This is a genomic window from Idiomarina sp. PL1-037 (assembly GCF_034422975.1).
Taxonomy (GTDB): domain Bacteria; phylum Pseudomonadota; class Gammaproteobacteria; order Enterobacterales; family Alteromonadaceae; genus Idiomarina.
Genome location: NZ_CP139873.1, coordinates 1,857,422 through 1,880,691 on the forward strand (window position 1 = coordinate 1,857,422; position 23,270 = coordinate 1,880,691).

Genomic DNA, 23,270 nt, shown 5'->3' on the forward strand with positions numbered 1-23,270 from the left:
CCTTAAGCAGGCTCTGAAGTATATCGTCAGTGTAATTTCAGTCGCGGTTTTACAACATGATTAAGTTTGTCCACCATTAACAACAAAAACATCTTCCACCAGCCGTGTAGGGCTCTTTGGTGCATGCGATATAGGCTGGCATAAGCCCAACGCGCTAAAGTGCCTTCGAGCGACATTGACAGACTTTTACTTTGCATTAAATTACCGACCGCCGAAAAACGGCTCAGTGAGACTAGCGAGCCCCTGTCTTTATATTTAAAGGCTTTTGCTGGTTTGTTGCGGTACTCACGTACAATATTCTGATACAAACATTCAGCCATCTGATGTGCTGACTGAGCTCTTGGTGGTACCCAACGTTCATCGTCTATACGACAACCAGCACAATCACCTATGGCATAAATGCTTTCGTCAGAGACCGACTGGAGATACTCATTTACCTCAATTTGGTTGTTTTTGCGGACTTTCAGGCCCCATTCACTGACGAAGTCAGGAGCCCGGACACCCGCTGCCCAAACCATTAAATTGGCGCTGATATTTTCTCCTTCGGACAACACCAGGGTATTTTCTTTTACTTCAGTAACCGGGTTACCCAATATGACTTCAACACCCAGCGATTTCAGTTTCTTCTCTACCGATGCTGACAAACGCTCAGGCAACGCGGGCAATAATCGTTTACCGGCTTCAACCAAGCGAACTTCAAAATGTTTTTGATCAAGGAAAGAAAGACCATAAATAGACAACAATGACACCGAATGAATGAGTTCAGCAGCCAGTTCTACTCCGGTTGCCCCACCGCCCACAATAGCCAGTGACAATTTCGTATTTTCGCCGTCTTCAATCGACTGATTTACCCGTAAAAACTCATTTAGTAAATGCTCATGGAACTCATCCGCCTGACGCAGTGAGTCCAGAAAATAACAATGATCGCTAACGCCGGGGGTTCCAAAATCTGCGGTAACACTGCCAATGGCAAGAATTAATCTATCGTATTCAATACTGCGCGGCGCCAACACTTCATGGCCCTGTTCATCTTTTATAGCTGCTAATTGAATCGACTTTTCGTCTTTATTCACAGACTCTAAGGTGCCGACCAGAAACTGAAAACCTTCGCGGGCACTTTGTCCGCGGTAATCCAGTTCAGCCAGCCGCGAGTCCAGAGCACCTGAGGCAACTTCGTGCAACAACGGCTTCCACAAGTGGGTACTATTTCTGTCTATTAGCGTTATTTTTGCTTTCTTTTTGCGACCCAGCTTTCTTCCCAGCATAGTCGCCAATTCTAATCCGCCAGCACCGCCACCAACTATGACAATCCGTTCTTGCATTTGTGCCTCGCTTATCTGCAGATAATAAAAAAGCCACTGACGATGATAACGCCAGTGGCTTTAGATAACGACTGTTCAGTCGTATTTATTTCAATATAGCTTAGTCAATACTTGGATCCGTTAATCCACGGCGTTCAAGTAAAGCTTCAACTGTCGGTTCCTGACCGCGCCAGTCGATATACTGCTGCATAGGATCTTTACTGCTGCCTTTAGACAGAATTTCCTTACGGAAAGCCTGACCATTTTCAAGGCTCAATCCACCGTTGTTACCCATATGCTTAAACGCATCGGCTGCCAGCACTTCACTCCACATATAAGCGTAGTAACCTGCTGAGTAGCCGCCCGCAAATACGTGAGCAAAGTAAGTTGAACGGTAGCGTGGTGGTACGGCTTCAATCGCCACACCGTTTTTCTCCAGCGCGTCCTGCTCAAAACCAGCAACATCATCAATCTCGGTTCCCGGCTCTATCGTGTGATACTCAAGATCCAACAACGCAGCAGAGAGATACTCTAGCGTATCGAAACCCTGGTTAAAATTACGCGCTGCTAATACTTTTTCCAGCAACTCGTCCGGAATTTGCTCTCCGGTTTCGTAGTGTTTGGCGTATTTGGCAATCACTTTTTCGTTCAGAGTCCAGTCTTCCTGGAAAGTTGAAGGGAACTCAACATAGTCACGCGGTACAGAAGTACCTGCCTGCGACGGGTATTTTACGTCAGAGAACATACCGTGCAGCGCATGGCCCATTTCATGGAACATGGTTGATACTTCATCAAAGCTGATCAAGGTTGGTTTACCTTCAGGCGCTTTAGTGATGTTCATGTTGTTCAAAATGACCGGCTTCTGATTCATCAGCTCAGACTGAGTACGGAACGAGCTCATCCAGGCTCCACCGCGTTTGCTGTCACGAGTGAAGTAGTCGGCATAGAACAAGCCAATGCTTGAACCGTCAACGTCTTTTACTTCATACACAACGACATCATCGTGGTAAACCGGAATATCATTACGCTCTTCAAACGTAATACCGAACAATTGGTTCATTGCATAGAAAACACCGTCTTCTAATACGCGATTAAACTCGAAGTACTGTTTTACTTCGTCAGCATCAATTGCGTATTTTTCTTCGCGTACTTTCTCAGCATAGTAGAACCAGTCCCAGGGCTTAAGCTCAAAGTCTTCACCTTCAGCTTCAATCATTGCCTGAACTTCTTCAGCTTCTTTTTCTACGTTGCTGACCACAGCGGGTACTAAGTCACGTAACATAGACTGCGCGGCTTCAGGCGTACCAGCCATGTTGTCTGCCAGCACATAGTCACCCCAGCTATCGAAGCCCAGAAGTTTTGCTTTGTCAGCGCGCAACTTGGTTAAACGCTGAACCATAGGACGTGTGTCAGTTTCCGTATTACCAGACCCACGGTTGGCTGAGGTTTCCCAAATTTTCTGACGCAGTTCTCGGTTCTCTAAATCGGTCAAAATAGACTGACGAGTTGTGTTAGTCAGAGTAATAGCGTACTTACCTTCCATATCACGGCTCTCTGCCGCTTTGGCTAACGACGCAATTTTACTGTCACTAAGTCCAGCCAGTTGTTCTTTATCATCAACAACAATGACGTTTTCGTTAGTCAGCGCCATTAAGCTTTTCTGGAATTCAGTTGTTAAACTGGATAACTCTTCGTTGATATCACGAATTTGTTGTTTCTGCTCGTCGTTCAGCTCTGCGCCGGCGCGAACAAACCCTTTGTAAGTATCTTCCAGTAAACGCTCAGACTCAGAGTCCAGATCTAAAGAGTCGCGGTTATCAAATAAGTTCTTAACTCGCGCAAACAAATCTGGGTTCAGCATGATGTTGTCACGGTGAGAGGCCATCTCAGGCGCTAGCTTACCCTGTAACTGACGAATTTCATCGCTGCTGTTAGAAGAAGACAGGTTATAGAACACTGAGCTTACACGCCCCAGAATTTTGCCCGCTTTTTCCATTTCAACAATGGTATTTTCAAAAGTAGGTTCTGCTGAGTTCGTTGCAATAGCTTCAATTTCAGCCATGTGCTCTTCCATTCCGCGCTCAAATGCAGGTTCAAAATGTTTGAACTCAATAGCATCAAAGTCCGGTGCCTGGTATTGCAGAGAGCTGGCCTCGAAGAATGGGTTAGTCATAGTTTCTTGCTGACTGCTGTCAGCAGAAGCAGCCTGATTCTCAGTTGTTGATGAGTTATTTGCATCACTGCAAGCTCCCAACGATACTGCCGCGCCCACTGCTACAGCCAGTAAAGTTTTACGCATGGGTATCTCCCGTTGTCTACGTTTTGTCATTGTGATTTTGGTGACAATACTCTAGCCCTGTGGAGCCTCAGGCTCAAGAGCTAAACGGCAAAAAGCATGATCTTCGGGGTAAAACTTAAGATGAATGAAAAATACAACAAACGGAAGAAAGTAAAAAAGATAATTAATTTAGATTTTACAGGGGGAATTACTAAGAGAGAGAATAATGGCGGAGTGGACGGGACTCGAACCCGCGACCTCCGGCGTGACAGGCCGGCATTCTAACCAACTGAACTACCACTCCGCAAAAATTCTTTGGGGCGTACTAAATGGCGGAGTGGACGGGACTCGAACCCGCGACCTCCGGCGTGACAGGCCGGCATTCTAACCAACTGAACTACCACTCCGCATTAGCACTTTGCTTTGAAGTCTCCCTCAACGCGGCGTGCATATTACGAGTGAGGGGCAAATGAGTCAACACTTTTTTTAAAGATTTTAACCGACTGTCTGATTTATATTCAGATCTGCGCTTTTTTAACCACAAAGGTCACTTTTTACCACTTTTCTCTGGTTTTTCAGTTTCCGCTTCATCGCTCTCAACCGCAACTTTTTTCCGACGAAACTTAAACCACCACAGCCCAACTAAAGCTAACGCAATGAGAGCAATATTAACAACAACAATAATGATTAGATTGGTCATCGCCTGCTTTTGCTTAGCCTCACGCTCCTGCCTTGCCTGTTCGCGCTGACGTTCAAGTTCTAATTGCTGCCGTTCTGCTAATTCTGCCGCTGTCGGTTCAGGTGGTGGCGGTTCTTTTGCAATAAAACTAAAATCATCAATTCTGGCTTCAAATTCACGCCCCCCTACACTGGTGGCAAAAATATCTAAATCTATAAGATGCTTACCAAAAGCCAGGTTAGCAATGTCGACACGGTGCGGAAAACTCTCTATCTGGCTGACCGTAAATTTCCGAACTTCACCGTTCGGAAAGCTGGTTTCACCATTAATCACAAGACTCTGCGGATCTATCCGATCTTCATCAACACGGATAACAAACTGATGATTATCGTCCACAGACTCTGACTGAATAACGTCAAATTCAACCGGTAACGGCTCAACCACAACAGGACCGAATTCAAATACTCGTTGATACAAAGGAGTGGTCATTTCATAAGTGGCCATCCACTCACCCGGTGCCACATCCAAATTAAAGAAACCGGTAAATATGCCATCCCCCGCTCTCTCATCATGACCCCGGCCGTCATCTTCGAATTGCGCTACACGTGACGGATTCGAACCAAAGTTATCAAAGTCCGAGTTATTGGTACTGACAAACAGGACATCCAGTAGCACGGTCTGACGAAAACGTGAGGTTTTAACAACTTCATCGCCATTATAGAGTTTCCCTTCTACTTTCAGCTCTTCGTACTGAAATAATGGACTGGGTAAAGGCTCTGCTTCAAAGCGAATATCAGAGATGACTAAGGCTTTATTTTCCTCATCAATACGTCCAGCAGCCTGCCAGGGGCCTGGCTGAGGCTCTTTTATCCGGATAATGTCAAAATTAGGGTCAGTGTACCAAGTTACTTTTTCTGTCGGATAACGGGCGTCGTACCATTTACTCCCGTCAGGCTTGATGAGAACCAAAGGCTTACTGCCCGGTTCGCGAAAAAACAACAGAGTGATTTCTTCTACGTTCTCATCTATACGGAAACTTTGTCCTTTAATTGGCAACTTATTAGTAAGATCGCCTTCAATAAGAGTCATAGCACGCTTTTCAACTTCCTCTTTCGAGTCAGAGCCAGAGTCAACCGTGCTAAAACTCTGTACCGCGTAGGCTGATGAGCTACTTATTAAAACCAATAATACTATTAAGAGTCTTGCCACAGACAATGTCCACCTTCTTCTTTGACTCGCGCCAAACGCTCCTGATGTAATGTCTCTTCATCGGCCGTTGCCCGTAAAACCTTTAATGCGGGGCGATTGGTGACCCGTTGATGTTCTACTTTATGTGAGCCACCCTGATTGTCTTTTCCGTGGCTGGCCAGGTTTAATGCCGTTTGCCCACCGGTCATCATCAAATAGACGTCAGCAAGAATCTCGGCATCCAGTAAGGCGCCGTGCAGTTCACGTGCTGAGTTATCAACGTCATAGGCGCGGCATAATGCATCCAGACTGTTTCTTTGCCCTGGCCGCATTTCCCGGGCAAGTTGCAAGGTATCGAGTACCGAGCAAAAATCATTGGTCAGGCCAACAGCCGGGCGAATACGACTAAACTCAGCATCCATAAAACCCACGTCAAATGGCGCATTATGAATAACTAACTGAGATCCTTTAATAAATTCAATAAAATCATGAACCACCTGAGCGAATACGGGTTTGTCGGTTAAAAAGTCATTGGTTATACCGTGAACTTCAATCGCTTCCTGCTCGACCACCCGCTCCGGATTAATGTAAACATGGAAATGATTACCGGTTAATTTGCGATTAATAAGCTCCACACAGCCTATTTCAATAATTCTGTGCCCCTTTGCGGGGTCAATTCCGGTAGTTTCTGTATCTAATACGACCTGACGCATGCTGAAATCCTGATATACTCGCTGGAAACAAAGGATATAGTAGCAAGTAACATGTCGAACTCAAAAGCTGTTCATTTATATACTGATGGTTCTTGTCTGGGAAACCCGGGGCCGGGTGGCTACGGCGCCGTACTGGAATACGGGAAGCATCACAAAGAATTAAGTCAGGGCTATCGTCTGACCACCAATAACCGCATGGAAATGCTGGCTACTATCGCGGGACTGCGCGAGTTAAAGCGCTCCTGCCATGTCATTCTGACCACCGACAGCCAGTATGTGAAGCAAGGCGTCGAGCAGTGGATGCAGCGCTGGAAGCAAAACGGCTGGCGTACCTCGGCGCGTAAAGCGGTAAAAAATAAAGACTTATGGCAACAACTGGACGAAGAAGTTAACCGCCATAAAGTTGAATGGAAATGGATTAAAGGCCATTCCGGACACAAACAAAATGAGCGTTGTGATGAACTGGCTCGCGACGCCGCAACGCGCGAGCCTATGCTTGAAGATAAAGGATTTGACAGCGAGTAAACTACTCGCCGGCAACTACCGGCAGTTTTTTCTCCTGCCAGGCGCTCATACCGCCATCTACGCTGTAAACGTTATCGAATCCCATGCGTTGCAGGCTCTCTGCGGCCAGAGCTGAACGACCACCGGTTCGGCAAATAAGGTACAAGGGCTTTTCGGCGATGCGCTCCAGAGCATTGTCATATCCGGCCACATCAGGATGCTGATTTAACTGCATTTCCAGCACTCCACGGGGCATGTTCACCGCCTGGCGAATGTGTCCCTGACCATACTCCGCCGGCTCTCTCACATCAATAACACGCGCACCCTGCTCTATGGCTTCTTGCAGTTCTTCGGTGTTCACTTCTTTGACGCTCGATTTCGCTTTTCCACATAACTCTTGTGCTGTAATCATAATTTACCTCTTATTTGTTTATTCGACTTTGAAAATTGTTTCGTCGTCATTGCTGTTGCTGCCTGCCTTCCGTTAACCGAAAGCTGCTTTCTTTGAGCTGACGGTTTTAATCTGTTAATCAGCGTTTGTTTGCGTGCCACTATGAAATAAGCGGCGCGCAGTCCTGGTATTAAGTTGCTTAGCTTCGTTGACCAGTCACTTCCCCGATACTCGCTATGGTGCAGAAAATTCGAAACATAAAATTCAGACTCCAGGATTTCGAACCCCAACAATTCCAGCCAGTCTTTAACTCTTACTGGTGTAAAGTACCTCCCACACCATGGGAAACGTTTTTTATGGCGAATGAGAAAGCCACTGGCTACCGCCGGACTGTAGGGGTTAAACCCCGTCAGTATTAATACGCCATCGTCGTCCAGTACTCGCGTAGCCTCCCTAAGTAGTTGGTGCGGATGCCGACAAAATTCAAGGACAAAAGGAGCAATTAGGTTGTCGACACTGTTTTCCTTTAAAGCCAGCTCTGTTAACTTGCTGCGAACCGCTACGTCACTGCCTGTACCGACAGTAAACCACTGAGCTCCATTTTTAAGGCACTCATTAAGCCCCGGACCCAAAGAACCTATAGCCACGGTTTTCCCCGGCTTTAGTCGCCGCTGATGAGCTCGAATTAACTCAGCCGTCTGTTCCATCATGTAGTGGCCACAGGCCATTTGCTGCCAATTCCCGGGAGCCGCTAAATCAATTTTCGAATATGCTGGTTTAATTAACACGGCTAATTCCTGTATTATGAACTTATCTTCAACTTACTCGCTGGGTTTCTCATCCTAGCGTTATAGGGGTTAACATGCGAGTGCACGCTATTGAAGCTTTCGACGACAATTACATATGGGCAATTGAAACCAATAATAATGACAACGTTATTATTGTAGACCCCGGCGAAGCCAAACCCGTTCAACAATGGCTGGAACAAAATAATAAAAGTATTGAGGCTATTTTAGTTACTCACCACCATTACGACCATACTGGTGGCATAGCTGAATTGCTGGAACAAATCCCGTGTCCGGTTATCGGCCCCGAAAACCCTGATATAAAAACGCTCACCCGCACAGTTACAGAAGGCGATGAGCTGACCGTTGGAGGTATTCAGTGGCAAGTATTAACCACGCCGGGACACACACTGGATCACATCAGTTTTTATACTCCCGGCTTTCTATTTTGCGGTGACACACTGTTTTCCGGTGGTTGTGGCCGTATGTTTGAAGGTACGCCAGAACAATTTACGCATTCACTGTTAAAGCTGCGTAAGCTGCCGGGAGAAACTCGGGTCTTTTGTGCCCACGAGTATACTCAGGCGAATATAAATTTTGCCTTGAAAGTTGAGCCAGAGAACGCGGTGCTGCAAAGTTACGCTGAAAAGGTCAGAATGTTACGTGAACAAAAACAAATAACTCTGCCAAGCACGCTGCAGCTGGAGTTAGCCATTAACCCCTTTCTCCGGTTTGACCAGAAAAGCGTTATTTCAGCAGCCAATAAACATGCCGGAAGTGTAAAAAACACCCCAGAGGATGTTTTTTACACAATTAGGCAGTGGAAAGATAATGCCTGATTCTTTAAACTCCTCAAGATGTTCATAATTATCGGAAATAGATTGCGCATGATAAACAGCAAGCGAAAGAACGCATGGTTAAAGTATTGTATGGTGGCCAGTGGCCTGGCATTAAGTGGCTGCCAGAGCACAACGCTGTTTAGCAGTAATGAACCGGTAAGCTCAAAGAACGAAACGGCGGAACTGAAACTGACGGTCATTCCGGAAGAAGTGATCAGCCGGCACGCCGAAGAAGAAATCAAAATCAGCGAACCTGTAAAGCTTACCCCGCAGGAGCAGGAAGATTTGTGGGTGCGTATTCGCCAGCAACTCAGCTTTCATGTGCCCGATGTACCCAGAGTACAGAGCCAGCGCAACTGGTATGCCAGTCATCCGGAATATTTAGACCGTGTGGCTAAGCGTGCCGAACCTTATCTTCACCTCATTGTTGAAGAGCTGGAGAAGCGTGATATGCCCGTGGATCTGGCCTTATTGCCGATAGTCGAAAGTGCTTTCGACCCGTTCGCCTATTCCCATGGCAGCGCCTCAGGTGTCTGGCAGTTTATTCCGGGTACCGCGCGCCAATATGGTCTGGACATTAACTGGTGGTACGACGGTCGTCGCGATGTTTTTGCCGCAACACACGCTGCACTCGATTATTTACAGGCGCTTCACCGCTACTTTGACGGTAACTGGATGCACGCACTAGCAGCCTATAACTCAGGCGAAGGCCGGGTCGCCGCTGCAATTCGTAAAAATGAGCGTCTGAACAAACCAACCGACTTCTGGAATTTGTCCTTACCGCGCGAGACTCGTGCTTACGTCCCCAAATTATTAGCGTTAGCGGAAATACTCGCCAATAGCGAAGAGTACGGAGTCGCATGGTACCCTATAGAGAATCAACCCAAGCTTGAGGTGGTTGAAACACCTGCACAAATCGACTTGGCATTAGCGGCTGATATGGCTGAGATGCCTCTGGATTTACTGCACCAGTACAATTCTGGTTATAACCGCTGGGCAACGGCGCCAAACGGCCCTCACCGTTTACTTCTTCCGAATCAGAATGCAGAAAAGTTTAAACAGGCCTTAAATGAAACTGAACCAAAAGACTGGCTGAGCTGGACCCGCCACGAGGTTAAATCGGGTGAGAGCCTGCTCGTTATTTCTAAAAAATACAATACGTCTGTTGACGTGATACAGCAGGTTAATGACATCAGCAGTGATATCATTCGCGCAGGCGACCATCTGTTAGTCCCGGTTGCGACACTCAATATCGATAATTACAAGTTATCGCAGGATCAGCGCCGTGAAAATCGCCAAGATCAAAAACGCTCCGGTAAACGTATTGATTACGTGGTGCAATCTGGCGACACACTCTGGGATCTAAGCCGAGCATACCAAGTGAACTTGCGCGATTTAGCACGCTGGAACTCGATGGCTCCGGGAGATTATTTAAGACCTGGACAAGAGTTAGTGGTTTGGACGGAAGCCAAGCCATCGTCAACGGTACAAAGCAGTATTAACAGTATTATGCGTAATATTAGCTACCGTGTGCGTAGCGGTGACTCACTAGCCAGGATTGCTGATAAGTTTAATGTCACCATTCGCCAAATTGAGCAATGGAATAACATTCAACGCAATCGTTATCTACAGCCCGGACAAATGCTTAAGTTAAAAGTCGATGTTACCGAGGTGAGTAGTTGAGGCAACCTATGAACAACGTAAAGTACTTTTTTGTCTTTGCAGCGCTGCTATTTAGCGCTCAAACTTTAGCCGACTGGAAAGCCGAAGGTAGTGGTAAAATTATCTACCCTTCAGGCCGCACGGAACCTTTAACTTTTGGTTTCGAATATAAGAAGGTGTATGACACCATTATTTTTACTGCCGGAAAGTCACAAATGCGTACCTCACAAATGCCACCGAACTATATTCTTAATATGTTTGTGAATAAGCAAGGGCAGGTTTATGTGGCAGAGTTTGCTGATGGTTTTTTTAAAGGTTTCGAGCTCAATATTGGTGATCATAAAGTCAGCATTAATCATCGAAAAGAATTCGACGAAGATGAGCCCTTAAAGCACTTACTTGTACAAATCGATGATCGTCGTTTTCTGCTAGAAAGCACGCACCCAACTATACGGTTCGAGTTTGACGAAGAAAAAGGCATTGTCGATATTAATGGCTCAGGCCTGCTGAAAGACCTGAGCTCAAAAGGACGTTAATCTCTGAGCAGTTCAGTTAACGCATTTTCATCTAGTATATCGAGCCCAAGGGACTGGGCTTTGGTCAGTTTTGACCCGGAATTTTCCCCGGCAACCAGCGCGGTTGTTTTTTTAGAAACACTGGAAGCAACTTTCGCCCCTAACGCCTCTAAAGCAGACTTCGCTTCGTCACGAGTCATGGCCGACAAGGTACCGGTAATAACGTAGGTATTGCCGGATAAACGATCACTTTGCACGGAGCTTACCTCGTCCCCCTCAGGCCAGGAGATAAACTCACGCAACTCCTTGACCACCTGCTGGTTGTGGGGTTCATGGAAAAAAGACACAATGTGCTTAGCGACGACAGCACCAACATCCGGAACTTCCTGTAGCTGTTCACTTTCAGCGGCAACTAAAGCATCCAGGTTTTTGAAATGATTCGCCAGCGCGTTAGCCGTCGCTTCCCCTACTTCCCGAATACCTAATGCATAGATAAAGCGAGCTAAGGTTGTTTCCTGCGTCGATTTAATAGAATTTCGTAGATTTTCAGCAGACTTAGCGCCCATTCGCGGCAAAGTTGCTAACTCGGCTTTGGACAGACGATAAAGATCGGCCGGTGATTTTATCCAGTCCCGCTCCACCAGTTGCTCGACAATTTTATCGCCTAAACCATCAATATCCATGGCTTTACGGGAAGCAAAGTGTTTAATCGCTTCCTTTCGCTGAGCCGCGCAGTACAAACCACCGCTACAGCGGGCAACGGCTTCGCCCTCAACGCGTTCAATTTCGGATTCACAAATCGGGCAATGTTGAGGAAATTCAATTGCCTCAGTGCTATCAGGACGTTTATCTTTTATGACGCTGACCACTTGCGGAATAACATCGCCCGCGCGGCGAATACTGACACAGTCGCCAACACGCACGCCCAATCGTTCAATTTCATCCGCATTATGCAAAGTCGCATTAGATACTGTAACACCGCCCACATTAACGGGCTCTAAGCGCGCTACGGGCGTTATCGCGCCAGTACGGCCAACTTGAAAGTCAACTCCGGTAATGGTCGTCAGTTGTTCCTGAGCAGGAAATTTTCGTGCGATAGCCCAGCGCGGCGCTCGTGCGACAAAGCCTAAATCCTGTTGCAGACGAATAGAATCCACTTTAAAAACTACGCCATCAATATCGTAATTTAACCTCTCCCGGCGATCTAAAATAGCTTCGTAGTAGTCGTCACACCCCTGCACGGAATCGACCGTTTTTATTTCGATATTGACCGGCAGTCCCCAGTCTTTCAGCTGCAGCAAACGCTGGTGATGACTGTCGGGAAGCTGCGTGGCTTCTGATATTAACCCGAGACTGTAAGCATAAAAATGCAAAGGGCGTTTTGCGGTAATTCTGGAGTCTAACTGGCGTAAACTGCCTGCCGCTGCGTTACGGGGGTTAGCAAAGACCTTTTCTTCGCGCCGCCGGGCTTGCTCATTAAAGCGCTCGAAAGCCCCCAATGGCATAACCACTTCACCCCGTACTTCCAGTCGCTCCGGGACATTACCAGAGAGCTTTAACGGCACATTGCGTATGGTCTTAACGTTCTCGGTAATATCTTCACCGCTTTGTCCATCGCCACGAGTCGCTCCACGCACTAACAGGCCTTTTTCGTACAGTAGACTCACCGCAGCACCATCAAGCTTAGGCTCACAACAAAAAGTCACGGTTTGATTAGTATCCAGCCGCTGTTCAACACGCTTGCTAAAAGCTTCAAATTCATCGACAGAAAAAGCGTTATCCAGTGACAACATGGGGACTTCGTGTTGAACACTTCTAAATTTGCCTAAGGGTTTACCCCCTACTTTCATCGTTGGAGACTGGGCACTTTTTAAATCCGGGTGCTCAGTTTCCAGGTTTTTCAGTTCCCGAAAAAGACGATCATATTCAGCATCCGGCACTGACGGTTCGTCATTCTCATAATATTCCTGGTTGTAACGATTAAGTAATTGCTCCAGCTCTTGCATGCGCTGGTGAACAGACTGATTCATAATGACCTGTAATTAAGCTGAGTGTTTACGTTCAAATTCACGAATACGCTGGCGTGCTTCGTGAATCGACTGACGGGTCAATAATTGACGCTGGCCATCCAGAACCTGCCCCTGAGGAATTTCGGTAGCGAGTTTTTTAGCCGCATTCAACATCATATTAAAGGCTTGCTGACCGTCAAATTTCATGGGTAAGGCCATAAAAAACGCGACGCCGTCGGTTTCAAAGTTTTCCATATTATCCAGGTCAAACGTGCCGGGGTTGAACATGTTGGCGACACTAAAAATCATTGGTCCGGTGCCTGCGGTGTTTTCATAGCGGTGGAAAATACCCAGCTCGCCAAATTTACAGCCCAGCTCAGTCATCATTTGCAATAATACTGCGCCCTGTACAGGTCCTTTAACATGTAACGCAATAACTTCTTCCGGAGCTGATTCAAAATCATCAGTCGTATCTGCACTGACTTTTGGTTCTGGTTCTTGCTCTTGCTCAGGCGCCTGCACCGACTCTTGCAAAGAGCTCTGTTCGGCTGCACTTTTATAAGACTCATTCGGCTCAGAGGTAACATCCCCATCAAACTTAAGCTCGGTTTGTTCTACTTCAACCGGTTCATCGTTACTGACTCGCATAGACGGCAATGAGTCAGACATATCGTCCTCATTGCTAAGATCCATAGACATCTGCTCAACAGCGTCGGCATCATCGTCTTCTACTATCGAATTCCTGTGCGACGAGGTTTTTGCTTTTGGCTCAAAAGCTTGTTCATCATTGTAGCCGCCACCGGTCCCCTCTTTCTTTAAAACCCGAACTTCGCCAATACCGTCGTCGTCAAAACGGGACGATTGCTGCTGGCGATTTTCTGCAACCCGTTGTTCACGCTGTCGTTGTTGCTGGTTACCTTTACGTATCTTCCATACGCCATGCGCAACAATACCTGCGATTGCCAGGATCCCAAGAATACTGAGGGTTATTTGTAAACTGCCCATTTTTGCTCCATCAAGCTTATTTTGTTATCCGGCGTCTGTCATCGCCACAGCCTGTTCAACATCAACCGCCACCAATCTCGAAACGCCCGCTTCCTGCATTGTAACCCCTGCCAGGTGGGTAGCCATTTCCATGGCCACTTTATTGTGGCTGATATAAATAAATTGCACCGATTCGGACATTTCACTCACCAAACGGCAGAACCGTCCTACGTTGGCATCATCTAATGGCGCATCAACCTCATCTAACAGGCAAAAAGGTGCCGGGTTCAAGCGAAATATCGCGAATACCAATGATAATGCGGTCAGTGCCTTTTCTCCACCGCTAAGCAAATGAATTGTACTGTTTTTCTTCCCCGGCGGTCTTGCCATAATAGTAACCCCAGTTTCCAGCAAGTCATCATCGGTAAGTTCAAGAGTGGCGCTGCCACCACCAAAAACTTTCGGAAACAGAATTTGTAAATCATGGTTTATCGCGTCAAAAGTGGTTTTAAACCGATGTCGCGTTTCCTTATCAATCTTACGAATCGCCGCTTCTAAAGTGTCTAACGCCGATGATAGATCATCCACCTGCTGGTCGAGGTACTGTTTACGTTCTCTTTGCGCTTCGGCTTCATCAATTGCCGCCAGGTTAATAGCGCCTAAGCGTTTTATTTTATTTTGTATTGACTCCAGGTCTTGCTGCCATTGCTTCTCGTCAGCGTCGGAGGACAGCTCTTCCAGTATACTTTTCAATGTAAGGCCTGTTTCAGCCAAAGTTTCCAGTACAGCCTGACTGCGTTCCTGCAATTTTACCTGCTCAATTTCAGTGCTCTGCATTGCCTCTTTGGCCTGCCCTATTTTGGCCTGAATTGCAGATTGTCCCTGAGTTATTTGCTGCAAGTCGTGCTCTAACCGCGACAATTGCTGGCGTTGCTCCTGCAACTGTTCCGCAACTTCACCACGCTTATCCAACAGCTCGGTTAACTGTTCATCGAGTGCACTTTCATTTTCATCCGTGTCTGCAGTCTGCTGCTCACTTCGTTCCTGCAAAAGTTGCTGGTAGCGTTGTTCACTGCGTTGCAGTAATTTCTGCAACTGTGCGGCCTGAGCCTGTAAATTCTGCTGTTGCAGCGTCATCTGCTGCTGTTGGCTGCGCAATTGCTGTAACTGCTCATCTTCGGCACGAACTTGAGACTCCAGTTGCTCACCGTAGTCTTCATCAACCTGCTCCGTTTGCTCCATTAACAGTTCAAACTCTTCCAACTGCATTTCAACCTGCTGTTGCTGCTCAGCAGCATCTTCCGCATGCAATCGTTGCTCTTGCTGCTTATCTTGCAGGCTCTTTAACTGCTGCTGTATTTGCTCGGCCTGCTGTAAGTTCCACTGCAGCCGCTCTTCAACTTTACCTTGCTCGTTACGAATCTGCTGGACTTGATGCTGAACCTGCTCTAGCTGCTCTTGCGCCTGCTCAACCTGCGTCTGAGTTTGCTCCAGCTGCGCTTCACTTGCAGACAACCTGGAAGCCAGCACCTGCAGTTGTTCTAGTAAGTTTTGGCGCTGTGTCTGCAGGTGAAGAACACTGTTATCCTCGTCAACTCGAGCCGCGATAAAACCGTCCTGCCAATACCAGTTGCCGGCTTTCGATACCGCAAAACTGGCGTTGCTTTGTTGCAATTGCTGCTCCGCGTTACTATCCTTCTCAATCGCCAGACACTGCTGCAACGGCGCCCAATAACGTAGCGGACCTTTAACTTTACTGGCCAGAGACCAGCTTTCAGGTTCTTGCCCACTCACAGGCCACACCAGCTTCACCCCGGAAACCGCTTCCAGTTCTTCCGGCGCTTGTTCCAGAACCACGGCATCCAGCCAGTCGTAAGCCAGCTGTTCAACCGCCATTTCCCAGCCACTTTCAGCCTGAAGTAATTCCCTTACCTTCAAACTGTCTGGATAGTTTTCCTGTAACCATTTTTCGCTGCGGCTGTCGTTATTTTGTTTCCCTTCCAGCAGTTGCTCAATGGCGGTTAACTGAGCCTGAGCTTTGTCTTGTTGTTGTTGATTCTGTCGGTGTTGTTGCTGCTGATCTTTAAACGCTTGCTGCAGAGTCTGCAGTTGCTGCTTACTGTTCTGATACCGAGTTTCTTCCTGCTCCAGCTGACGTTTTAGTTCGACCAGAGCCTGTTCGTTCTCGTCAACAGATAATGTTTGTTCCTGTTGCTGCAACTCTTGTTGCTGGCTGTGAAATTGCTCCACTTGTTGCAGCGCGTACTGTTGGCTCTGTTTCAGCTCCTGCAGCTTAAGTTGGGCCTGCTGTTGCTGTTTTTCGACATCGCGTTGCTGCTGTTGCTGCTGTCGTTGTTGTTGCTGCCACTGGCGCCATTGCTCATTGGCTTGCCGAGATTGTTCAGCCACGCTTTCCAGCTGTTCCTCAACTTGCTCCAGCTGAGGTTCCAGCATCAGTTGCTGTTCTTCCAGTTGTTCTCTTTGCAGCCGATCACCCGCCAGTTGCTCATCTAGCTGGCTTATTTCTTCGTTCAACTGCTGCTGTCGCTGGCTGCGCTGCTCTTTTAGCTCTTGCTGATGTTTCAGAGTTTGCTCAATACGGGTAATTTCATTACCCACTGAAAACATGTGCTCCTGCGACTGCTCTACGCTGTCACGCGCCTCTTCAGCCTGCTCTTTCAGTTCAATAGCACCCCGTTCATCACCACTTTGCTGTGCCTGCCAGCGTTCAAGCTCTGTTTGCTGTTCAGCGTATTGCGCCTGCAACTGCTGTCGCTGATTATCCAGTTTCAGCCAGCGCAGGGCCTGCAATTCGCCTTTAAATTTCCGCTCACTGGCTTTCAGTTCTTTATAACGAATGGCAGCCGCAGCCTGACGCTCCAGCTTCTCCAGCTGTTGACCGAGCTCCTCACGAACATCGCTCAGGCGCTCCAGGTTCTCGCGCGTATGCAACATCCGGTTTTCGGTTTCTTTGCGGCGCTCTTTGTACTTTGAAATGCCTGCGGCTTCTTCAATAAACACGCGCAGTTCCTGCGGGCGCGATTCAATCAGCCGGGAAATCATGCCCTGCTCAATAATCGCGTAACTGCGCGGACCCAGCCCGGTTCCCAGAAATAAATCGGTAATATCGCGGCGGCGGCAACGGCTGCCGTTCAAAAAATAGTTCGACTGGCCGTCACGGGTCACCAGCCGCTTAACCGAAATTTCATTAAACGCAGCATACTCGCCCTGAATGCGCCCAGAACTGTTATCAAAAACCAGTTCAACACTGGCCTGAGAAACCGGTTTACGGGCATTCGAGCCATTAAAAATTACGTCACTCATGGCATCGCCACGCAAGTTTTTTGCTGAACTTTCACCCAGCACCCAGCGCACAGCATCAATCACATTGGATTTGCCACAGCCATTCGGACCGACGACACAGGTCATTTGGTCAGGAAAAGGAACTTTCGTTGGATCAACAAAGGATTTAAAGCCAACTAATTTGATGTGTTTTAGGCGCATTCAGTTGTTTTTATTATCAATTTAATACGACGGTTTATTATCACAAGACTCTAGCAGATCCGGTAGCCATTTGTAACAATTTAGCCCGCACAGTGCCATTGTATTGCCTTATTATACTAAGCAAATTAAAACCTCTGGAGTTTTCATGCAAAAAGCAGCCTACAGTAATTCTGGATTAGCTTATATAGGACGCGGTTTAGAGCTTATTCGAACCAAAGGTTTGCGCCGCTATGTCGTGGTGCCTATTCTGACCAACCTTATCCTGTTCTCGCTTGCTTTCAGTTGGCTGTATGCTGAGGTGGACTACTGGCTGAACCGCTTTATGGCCTGGTTGCCCGACTTCTTTCAGTGGCTCGAGTTTATTTTATGGCCATTGGCGGTTATTACCATTATTGCGCTCTTCTCGTTTATTTTTAGTACCATCATGCATTTAATTGCAGCCCCTTTTAACGGGCTTCTGGCAGAAAAAGTAGAACGCTATGAAAGTGGCGAGACCTTAGGCGACGAGGGTTTCCTGGGTCTGTTTAAAGATATTCCGCGTACGCTAAAACGCGAAATGCAAAAACTTATGTACTACATTCCGCGGGCGCTCGGTTTCTTTCTGTTGTCGCTGGTTATTCCGGTTATTGGACAGGTACTTTGGTATGTCTTTGTCTGCTGGATGATGTCGATACAATACTTAGATTACCCGTTCGACAATCATAAGCTGTCGTTTCCGCGTATGCGTTCTGAATTACACCGACAACGCAGTAAAACGCTGGGCTTTGGATTCGGGGTCACCGTACTGACCATGATACCGCTGATTAACCTGATTATTATGCCGCTGGCGGTTTGTGGAGCAACCTCACTGTGGGTTGATCATTATCGTCGCAGCGCATTAGGTTGATAAAAACAAACGACTGAGCTTTGGCTCAGTCGTTTTTCTTATCTGCACCATCGGATTTAATACCTTCCGGAGAGGTTTCTTCGGAATCAAGGTAATCCGGGTTTAACCGTTTATTAGTTTGCACACCCATTTGACGGAATTTATCGACCCGCCCGATGAGATTACCGCGCCCCGTACTCAGTTTTTTCATCGCTTCCTGATAACGGTTATCCAGAGTCTGCAGGCCATTACCTATTTTCTCTAAGTCTTCCACAAAGCCCACAAACTTGTCGTACAAACGTGCAGCATCGGTCGCTATTTTTTCAGCGTTCTGATTCTGATACTCATACTGCCAGATGTTATGCACCGTACGCAGAGCAACCAGTAGGTTAGTCGGGCTTACCAGCATAATCTGGTTATCCAGCGCCAGCCGGATAAGCTCCGGGTCTCTGTCAACTGCCAGCAAGAACGCCGGTTCAATCGGAATAAACATCAACACATAATCCAGCGTGCGCAGCCCTTCCAACTGATGGTAGCTCTTTTTACCCAACTGTTTTATGTGTTGCTTCAGCGACTGAACGTGCTCGTTTAACGCTCGTTCACGTTCTGCGTCGTCGTCAGAATTAAAATACCGCTCATAGGCCGACAAACTGACTTTCGAGTCAATAACCACGTCTTTTTTATTCGGCAAGTGCACAATCACATCCGGCTTAAATGACTTACCTTCTTCGTCGCGGTGATGCGCCTGGGTCTGATACTCATGCCCTTCACGCAGGCCAGACTGCTCCAGAATACGCTCCAGTACCACTTCGCCCCAGTTACCTTGTTGCTTAGTGTCGCCTTTTAATGCACGGGTTAAGGCTTCGGCCTCAGACGCCATTTGACGATTCAAATCCTTAAGCGACATCACTTCATTTTTAAGTGCCGAGCGCTCTTTGGTCTCATCGGTATACTGCTGAGTAATTTGCTTTTTAAACGCATCAATTTGCTGTTTGAACGGCTCTAACGTTGCCTGTAACGACTGCTGGTGATGCTGCTGCAACCCTTTGGACTTCTCATCAAAAATACGGTTGGCTAAATTTTCAAACTGCTGGGTCAGACGTTCTTCGCTAACCTTCAGTAAATTCAGCTTTTCTTCTGCGGTTTTCTGCTCATGTTCAGCTCTGGCCAGAGTTTCACGCAAGCGGCTGTCTTTTTCATAGACTTCGAGCTGAAGTTCATCGACGCGCTCACGAAGAATGTCCGCGTCTTGCTCCAGTGCCGAATTTTGTTGCTCCGCCTGTAAACGCAAACGGCGTTGCTGTTGCCAAAGCAACAACAACGCCGCAACTACAGTCACAACCGGCACGCCTATTATTGCCATCCATTGCCACAGTGCCAGCGACATAATTAAGCTCCTAGTTTTTCATTGAGGTCAGCAATTTTTGCTTTCCAAATAGCAGGCCCCTGCGTATGCGCATTTTGACCATCGCTATCCACAGCCACAGTCACCGGCATGTCTTCCACTTCAAATTCGTAAATAGCTTCCATACCCAAGTCTTCAAAAGCCACCACACGGGACTTTTTAATGGCTTTTGCTACCAGGTAAGCAGCGCCGCCAACGGCCATCAGGTAAACGGCTTTGTGCTTACGAATACTTTCCACGGCTTCGGGGCCACGCTCTGCTTTACCGACCATGCCAATAATACCGGCTTCTTCCAGCATCTGGTCCGTGAACTTATCCATACGCGTAGAGGTTGTCGGGCCAGCCGGCCCCACTACTTCGTCACCGACCGGGTCAACCGGACCAACGTAGTAAATAAAGCGGTTATTAAAATCAACCGGAAGCTCTTCACCGTTATCCAGCATACCTTTAATACGTTTGTGCGCCGCATCACGCCCAGTCAACAACTTGCCGGACAAGAGCACGGTTTCGCCCATTTTCCAGTCCTGAATGTCTTCTTTGGTCACTTCATCCAGGTTCACGCGACGAGCATCATCACCCAGCTCAAAAGTCACATCCGGCCAGTCTTCCAATTTCGGCGGAGTTAAATCTGCCGCGCCGTTGCCGTCTAACGTAAAGTGTACGTGACGGGTGGCCGCGCAGTTCGGAATTAAAGTCACCGGCTTAGAGGCCGCGTGGGTTGGCAGTGATTTAATTTTCACATCCAGCACCGTTGTTAAACCACCTAAACCCTGCGCGCCAATACCTAATGCGTTAACGCGGTTAAAAATTTCTAAACGCAGCTCTTCTTCGGCATTTTGCGGGCCTCGCTCAAGAAGCTCATGGATATCGACAGATTCCATCAACGACTCCTTTGCCAGTACCGCTGATTTTTCAGCCGTACCACCAATACCTATACCCAGCATACCAGGCGGGCACCAACCAGCGCCCATCTTCGGCAAGGTTTCTACAATCCAGTCCGCAATAGAGTCACTGGGGTTCAGCATCGCCATTTTCGATTTATTCTCAGAACCACCACCTTTTGCAGCGATCATCACTTCAACTTCATTACCCGGTACCATATCAATATGCACAACAGCCGGCGTGTTATCGCCGGTATTCTTTCGGGCGCCCGCCGGGTCTGCCACAATCGATGCACGCAGTGGGTTGTCCGGGTTGTTATAAGCGCGGCGAGTACCTTCATCCACCATTTGCTGAACCGTCAGATCAGTTTTATCCCACTGCACACCCATGCCCACTTTCACAAAACAGGTGACAATACCGGTGTCCTGACAAATTGGACGGTGCCCTTGTGCCGACATACGCGAGTTAGTCAGCACCTGAGCGATGGCATTTTTCGCCGCTTCGCTCTCTTCACGCTGATATGCCTCGTCCAGTGCTTTAATAAAGTCCAGTGGGTGATAATAGGAAATGTACTGCAATGAATCGGCAATACTGTCAATAAAATCGGCCTGACGAATGGTGGTCATGGAACTGCCTCTTGGTTAACTTTTGCGTGGCGCTATAATAGCGTTTTCGCTAACAACTGACCAGAGCCACTGACCGGCGAATATTTGCTGTGGTAGTATGTTGATAATGAATAACCAGCCTGAATTGCGAGCATGATGTGAGTGTTTTCCCGGATCTCTGTGCGATAGAACTTAATTGCCAGGCCTCAGCTATTGAGTTATTTCAGCGCTGTCAGCATGAAAGCTACGCACTGTTACTGGACTCTGCCGCGCAAAGTCATGAGAACTGTGCCTACGATATTATCTTCCGGCAGCCAGAGTTGGTTTTAAGCTGCAAGGCAGGAAACCTGAAAGTATCGGCAGATAACCCGTCAAAACTTCCTCCCTTGCCCGATTCGGCAGCTGAACTTTGCCGTTATGCCGAGCAATTGAATCAGTTATCAGGTCGTTATTCGGGGCCTGCTGAACTGCCTTTTCAGGGCGGCTTTGCCGGCGCTGTTGGCTATGACCATGGCCGCTCACTGGAAGTCATCCCTGAATTCAATGCAGATACCTATCAGTCACCCGATGCAATACTGGCTTATTACAGCCAAGCACTGATTATCGACCGGCAGAGCGACACGGTCTGGTTAGTTGCGCCAGTAGGACGGTCAGACGAGCTTCGCGCGTTCTGGGAGCAACAAGTAGCAACAAAAAAGCCTGACACTTTTCAATTGCTAAGCGACTGGCAAAGCAATATGAGCGAGCAGCAGTACATCGGTAAATTTAACGCGGTACAAAACTACCTACTGGCTGGAGATACCTACCAAATTAATTTAGCGCAACGGTATTCAGCCAGTTATCAGGGCAGTGAATGGTCCGCTTACCTTAAATTACGACACGCTAATTCAGCACCGTTTTCTGCCTTTATGCGTCTTCCCGGCAGCGCTATTCTGAGCCTGTCGCCGGAACGCTTTTTGCTAACCGACGCTAAGGGGCAAGTAGAAACAAAACCCATTAAAGGTACACGTCCGCGATTTGACGATACGCACAAAGATCAAGCCAGCCAGCAGACTCTGTTAAGCTCAGAAAAGGACCGGGCAGAAAACCTGATGATTGTGGATTTACTGCGTAATGATCTCAGTAAAAACTGTGAGCCGGGTAGCATCAAAACCCCAAGCTTGTTTACCATAGAGAGCTTTCCGGCGGTGCATCACCTGGTTTCTACAGTAGTCGGTAAATTACAGCCGGGTCGCACCGCGTTAAGTCTGTTTAACGGCGCCTTCCCGGGTGGTTCTATTACCGGCGCGCCGAAAATTCGGGCTATGCAAATTATTGAAGAGCTGGAACCGAATCGTCGTAATATTTACTGCGGCAGTATGGGCTACTTTTCTCAGCACGGTCGCAGTGACACCAGTATTACCATTCGTACGCTGCTCGCCGAAGACGGTCAATTACACTGTTGGGCTGGCGGCGGTCTGGTCGCGGACTCAACGGCAGCAGAGGAGTATCAGGAAACTAAAGATAAAGTGTCACGCATACTGCCGGTGTTAACCTCATGACCATAAACAGTCGCGCTGACTTTATGCGTCGCTTCAGCATGCACCCATCCCTACCGGCGGAACGTAGAATTGATGAGCCACTGCGTAAACGTTTGCGCCCGGCAGCAGTGTTAATTCCTATTATTGAGCGTCCGCATGGGTTGTCGCTTATACTCACACGGCGCTCCAGCAAATTGCGTAAGCATGCGGGTCAAATCAGTTTCCCGGGAGGTCGCTTTGACGAAACCGATAGCGATTTACTGGACACGGCTCTACGAGAAACTGAAGAAGAAATTGGCCTGCCCCGCAGTCAGGTGGAGGTTATTGGACGCTTACACGACTACCCAGTGCTGTCTTATTTTATGATCCGACCTTACGTGGCTTTTGTCTCACCACAACAGCCGCTGGTTGCCGAGGAAAGTGAAGTTGCTGAAATTTTTGAAGTACCGCTGGCTGATATTCTCGATCATGGGAACCACTACGTTTATCGTATTCGTAAGTTTATCTATGACCGCGTGTATTTCATCCCCTGGCAGCACCGGAATATCTGGGGCGCAACCGCCGGTATTTTACGTGAGTTATCAGAACAACTGCAGCCCGACGGAAAAAATCACTTCAGACCACTGAACTGACCACTTATT

At 47.8% G+C, this 23,270-nt stretch carries 18 protein-coding genes and 2 tRNA genes; 7 read left to right on the forward strand and 13 right to left on the reverse strand.

What is annotated here, in order from left to right:
* Positions 1–26: 26 nt before the first annotated feature.
* The 6 genes from U0358_RS08640 to dnaQ all read right to left on the reverse strand — a co-directional run bounded on the left by U0358_RS08640 (position 27) and on the right by dnaQ (position 6,159).
* The gene (locus tag U0358_RS08640) at positions 27–1,322 is read right to left on the reverse strand and encodes an NAD(P)/FAD-dependent oxidoreductase (RefSeq protein WP_317498620.1); all 1,296 of its coding nucleotides are present in this window, start codon (positions 1,320–1,322) and stop codon (positions 27–29) included.
* A 100-nt stretch (positions 1,323–1,422) separates the two neighbouring features.
* Positions 1,423–3,600, reverse strand: a complete 2,178-nt coding sequence (locus tag U0358_RS08645; RefSeq protein WP_317498619.1) for a M3 family metallopeptidase — start codon at positions 3,598–3,600, stop codon at positions 1,423–1,425.
* A gap of 206 nt (positions 3,601–3,806) precedes the next feature.
* Positions 3,807–3,883: transfer RNA gene (locus U0358_RS08650), tRNA-Asp, on the reverse strand.
* Between the two features lie 26 nt (positions 3,884–3,909).
* Positions 3,910–3,986, reverse strand: a tRNA-Asp gene (locus U0358_RS08655).
* A gap of 140 nt (positions 3,987–4,126) precedes the next feature.
* Positions 4,127–5,467: a TIGR03503 family protein gene (locus tag U0358_RS08660; protein ID WP_317498614.1), complete on the reverse strand. Its 1,341-nt coding sequence runs from the start codon at positions 5,465–5,467 to the stop codon at positions 4,127–4,129.
* Positions 5,452–6,159 carry a DNA polymerase III subunit epsilon gene (gene dnaQ / locus U0358_RS08665; protein WP_317498613.1) on the reverse strand — a complete coding sequence of 236 codons (708 nt, stop codon included), beginning with the start codon at positions 6,157–6,159 and terminating at the stop codon, positions 5,452–5,454. Before dnaQ ends, U0358_RS08660 begins: the two co-directional genes overlap by 16 nt.
* Before the next feature lie 51 nt (positions 6,160–6,210).
* Between dnaQ and rnhA the strand changes: the two genes are divergently transcribed.
* Positions 6,211–6,684 carry a ribonuclease HI gene (gene rnhA / locus U0358_RS08670; protein ID WP_317498612.1) on the forward strand — a complete coding sequence of 158 codons (474 nt, stop codon included), beginning with the start codon at positions 6,211–6,213 and terminating at the stop codon, positions 6,682–6,684.
* Position 6,685: 1 nt separating this feature from the next.
* Here the strand turns inward: rnhA and U0358_RS08675 are convergent, their stop codons facing one another.
* Positions 6,686–7,075 (reverse strand): rhodanese-like domain-containing protein, encoded by a 390-nt coding sequence (locus tag U0358_RS08675; protein ID WP_317498611.1) that lies wholly within the window; start codon positions 7,073–7,075, stop codon positions 6,686–6,688.
* Positions 7,072–7,842, reverse strand: a complete 771-nt coding sequence (locus U0358_RS08680) for a methyltransferase domain-containing protein (protein ID WP_322406028.1) — start codon at positions 7,840–7,842, stop codon at positions 7,072–7,074. The genes U0358_RS08675 and U0358_RS08680 overlap by 4 nt, the downstream gene beginning before the upstream one ends.
* A 74-nt stretch (positions 7,843–7,916) precedes the next feature.
* Here U0358_RS08680 and gloB point away from each other — a divergent pair, with 74 nt between their 5' ends.
* The 3 genes from gloB to U0358_RS08695 are packed head-to-tail and all read left to right on the forward strand — an operon-like array spanning position 7,917 to position 10,876.
* Positions 7,917–8,678 carry a hydroxyacylglutathione hydrolase gene (gloB, locus tag U0358_RS08685; RefSeq protein WP_317498609.1) on the forward strand — a complete coding sequence of 254 codons (762 nt, stop codon included), beginning with the start codon at positions 7,917–7,919 and terminating at the stop codon, positions 8,676–8,678.
* Between the two features lie 48 nt (positions 8,679–8,726).
* Positions 8,727–10,361, forward strand: a complete 1,635-nt coding sequence (locus tag U0358_RS08690) for a LysM peptidoglycan-binding domain-containing protein (protein ID WP_322406029.1) — start codon at positions 8,727–8,729, stop codon at positions 10,359–10,361.
* Between the two features lie 8 nt (positions 10,362–10,369).
* The gene (locus U0358_RS08695) at positions 10,370–10,876 is read left to right on the forward strand and encodes a hypothetical protein (protein WP_317498607.1); all 507 of its coding nucleotides are present in this window, start codon (positions 10,370–10,372) and stop codon (positions 10,874–10,876) included.
* Here U0358_RS08695 and ligA read toward each other — a convergent pair.
* The 3 genes from ligA to smc are packed head-to-tail and all read right to left on the reverse strand — an operon-like array spanning position 10,873 to position 17,352.
* Positions 10,873–12,885: an NAD-dependent DNA ligase LigA gene (gene ligA, locus U0358_RS08700; RefSeq protein WP_322406030.1), complete on the reverse strand. Its 2,013-nt coding sequence runs from the start codon at positions 12,883–12,885 to the stop codon at positions 10,873–10,875. The genes U0358_RS08695 and ligA overlap by 4 nt on opposite strands.
* A 12-nt stretch (positions 12,886–12,897) precedes the next feature.
* Positions 12,898–13,869, reverse strand: coding sequence for a cell division protein ZipA (gene zipA / locus U0358_RS08705; protein ID WP_322406031.1), 972 nt, complete (start codon positions 13,867–13,869; stop codon positions 12,898–12,900).
* Between the two features lie 24 nt (positions 13,870–13,893).
* On the reverse strand, positions 13,894–17,352 hold the full coding sequence (gene smc / locus U0358_RS08710; RefSeq protein ID WP_322406032.1) for a chromosome segregation protein SMC: 3,459 nt from the start codon (positions 17,350–17,352) through the stop codon (positions 13,894–13,896).
* Between the two features lie 145 nt (positions 17,353–17,497).
* Here smc and cysZ point away from each other — a divergent pair, with 145 nt between their 5' ends.
* Positions 17,498–18,238 carry a sulfate transporter CysZ gene (gene cysZ, locus U0358_RS08715; RefSeq protein ID WP_322406033.1) on the forward strand — a complete coding sequence of 247 codons (741 nt, stop codon included), beginning with the start codon at positions 17,498–17,500 and terminating at the stop codon, positions 18,236–18,238.
* A gap of 25 nt (positions 18,239–18,263) precedes the next feature.
* Here cysZ and rmuC read toward each other — a convergent pair whose 3' ends face one another.
* A complete protein-coding gene (gene rmuC, locus U0358_RS08720; protein WP_322407470.1) occupies positions 18,264–19,607 on the reverse strand; it encodes a DNA recombination protein RmuC in 1,344 nt (447 codons plus the stop codon).
* Positions 19,607–21,130 (reverse strand): fumarate hydratase, encoded by a 1,524-nt coding sequence (locus tag U0358_RS08725; RefSeq protein WP_322406034.1) that lies wholly within the window; start codon positions 21,128–21,130, stop codon positions 19,607–19,609. Before U0358_RS08725 ends, rmuC begins: the two co-directional genes overlap by 1 nt.
* Positions 21,131–21,267: 137 nt before the next feature.
* Here U0358_RS08725 and pabB point away from each other — a divergent pair, with 137 nt between their 5' ends.
* On the forward strand, positions 21,268–22,650 hold the full coding sequence (gene pabB / locus U0358_RS08730; protein ID WP_322406035.1) for an aminodeoxychorismate synthase component I: 1,383 nt from the start codon (positions 21,268–21,270) through the stop codon (positions 22,648–22,650).
* Positions 22,647–23,261, forward strand: coding sequence for a CoA pyrophosphatase (locus U0358_RS08735; protein ID WP_317498601.1), 615 nt, complete (start codon positions 22,647–22,649; stop codon positions 23,259–23,261). Before pabB ends, U0358_RS08735 begins: the two co-directional genes overlap by 4 nt.
* Positions 23,262–23,270 lie beyond the last annotated feature (9 nt).

Bases quoted from the DNA above. Each gene is read 5' to 3' on its own strand.
- cysZ (WP_322406033.1), top strand. From the start codon at position 17,498: ATGCAAAAAGCAGCCTACAGTAATTCTGGATTAGCTTATATAGGACGC.
- U0358_RS08675 (WP_317498611.1), bottom strand. From the start codon at position 7,075: ATGATTACAGCACAAGAGTTATGTGGAAAAGCGAAATCGAGCGTCAAA.
- U0358_RS08725 (WP_322406034.1), bottom strand. From the start codon at position 21,130: ATGACCACCATTCGTCAGGCCGATTTTATTGACAGTATTGCCGATTCA.
- U0358_RS08735 (WP_317498601.1), top strand. From the start codon at position 22,647: ATGACCATAAACAGTCGCGCTGACTTTATGCGTCGCTTCAGCATGCAC.
- U0358_RS08640 (WP_317498620.1), bottom strand. From the start codon at position 1,322: ATGCAAGAACGGATTGTCATAGTTGGTGGCGGTGCTGGCGGATTAGAA.
- U0358_RS08645 (WP_317498619.1), bottom strand. From the start codon at position 3,600: ATGCGTAAAACTTTACTGGCTGTAGCAGTGGGCGCGGCAGTATCGTTG.
- dnaQ (WP_317498613.1), bottom strand. From the start codon at position 6,159: ATGCGTCAGGTCGTATTAGATACAGAAACTACCGGAATTGACCCCGCA.
- ligA (WP_322406030.1), bottom strand. From the start codon at position 12,885: ATGAATCAGTCTGTTCACCAGCGCATGCAAGAGCTGGAGCAATTACTT.
- zipA (WP_322406031.1), bottom strand. From the start codon at position 13,869: ATGGGCAGTTTACAAATAACCCTCAGTATTCTTGGGATCCTGGCAATC.
- U0358_RS08695 (WP_317498607.1), top strand. From the start codon at position 10,370: ATGAACAACGTAAAGTACTTTTTTGTCTTTGCAGCGCTGCTATTTAGC.
- U0358_RS08690 (WP_322406029.1), top strand. From the start codon at position 8,727: ATGATAAACAGCAAGCGAAAGAACGCATGGTTAAAGTATTGTATGGTG.
- smc (WP_322406032.1), bottom strand. From the start codon at position 17,352: ATGCGCCTAAAACACATCAAATTAGTTGGCTTTAAATCCTTTGTTGAT.
- gloB (WP_317498609.1), top strand. From the start codon at position 7,917: ATGCGAGTGCACGCTATTGAAGCTTTCGACGACAATTACATATGGGCA.
- rnhA (WP_317498612.1), top strand. From the start codon at position 6,211: ATGTCGAACTCAAAAGCTGTTCATTTATATACTGATGGTTCTTGTCTG.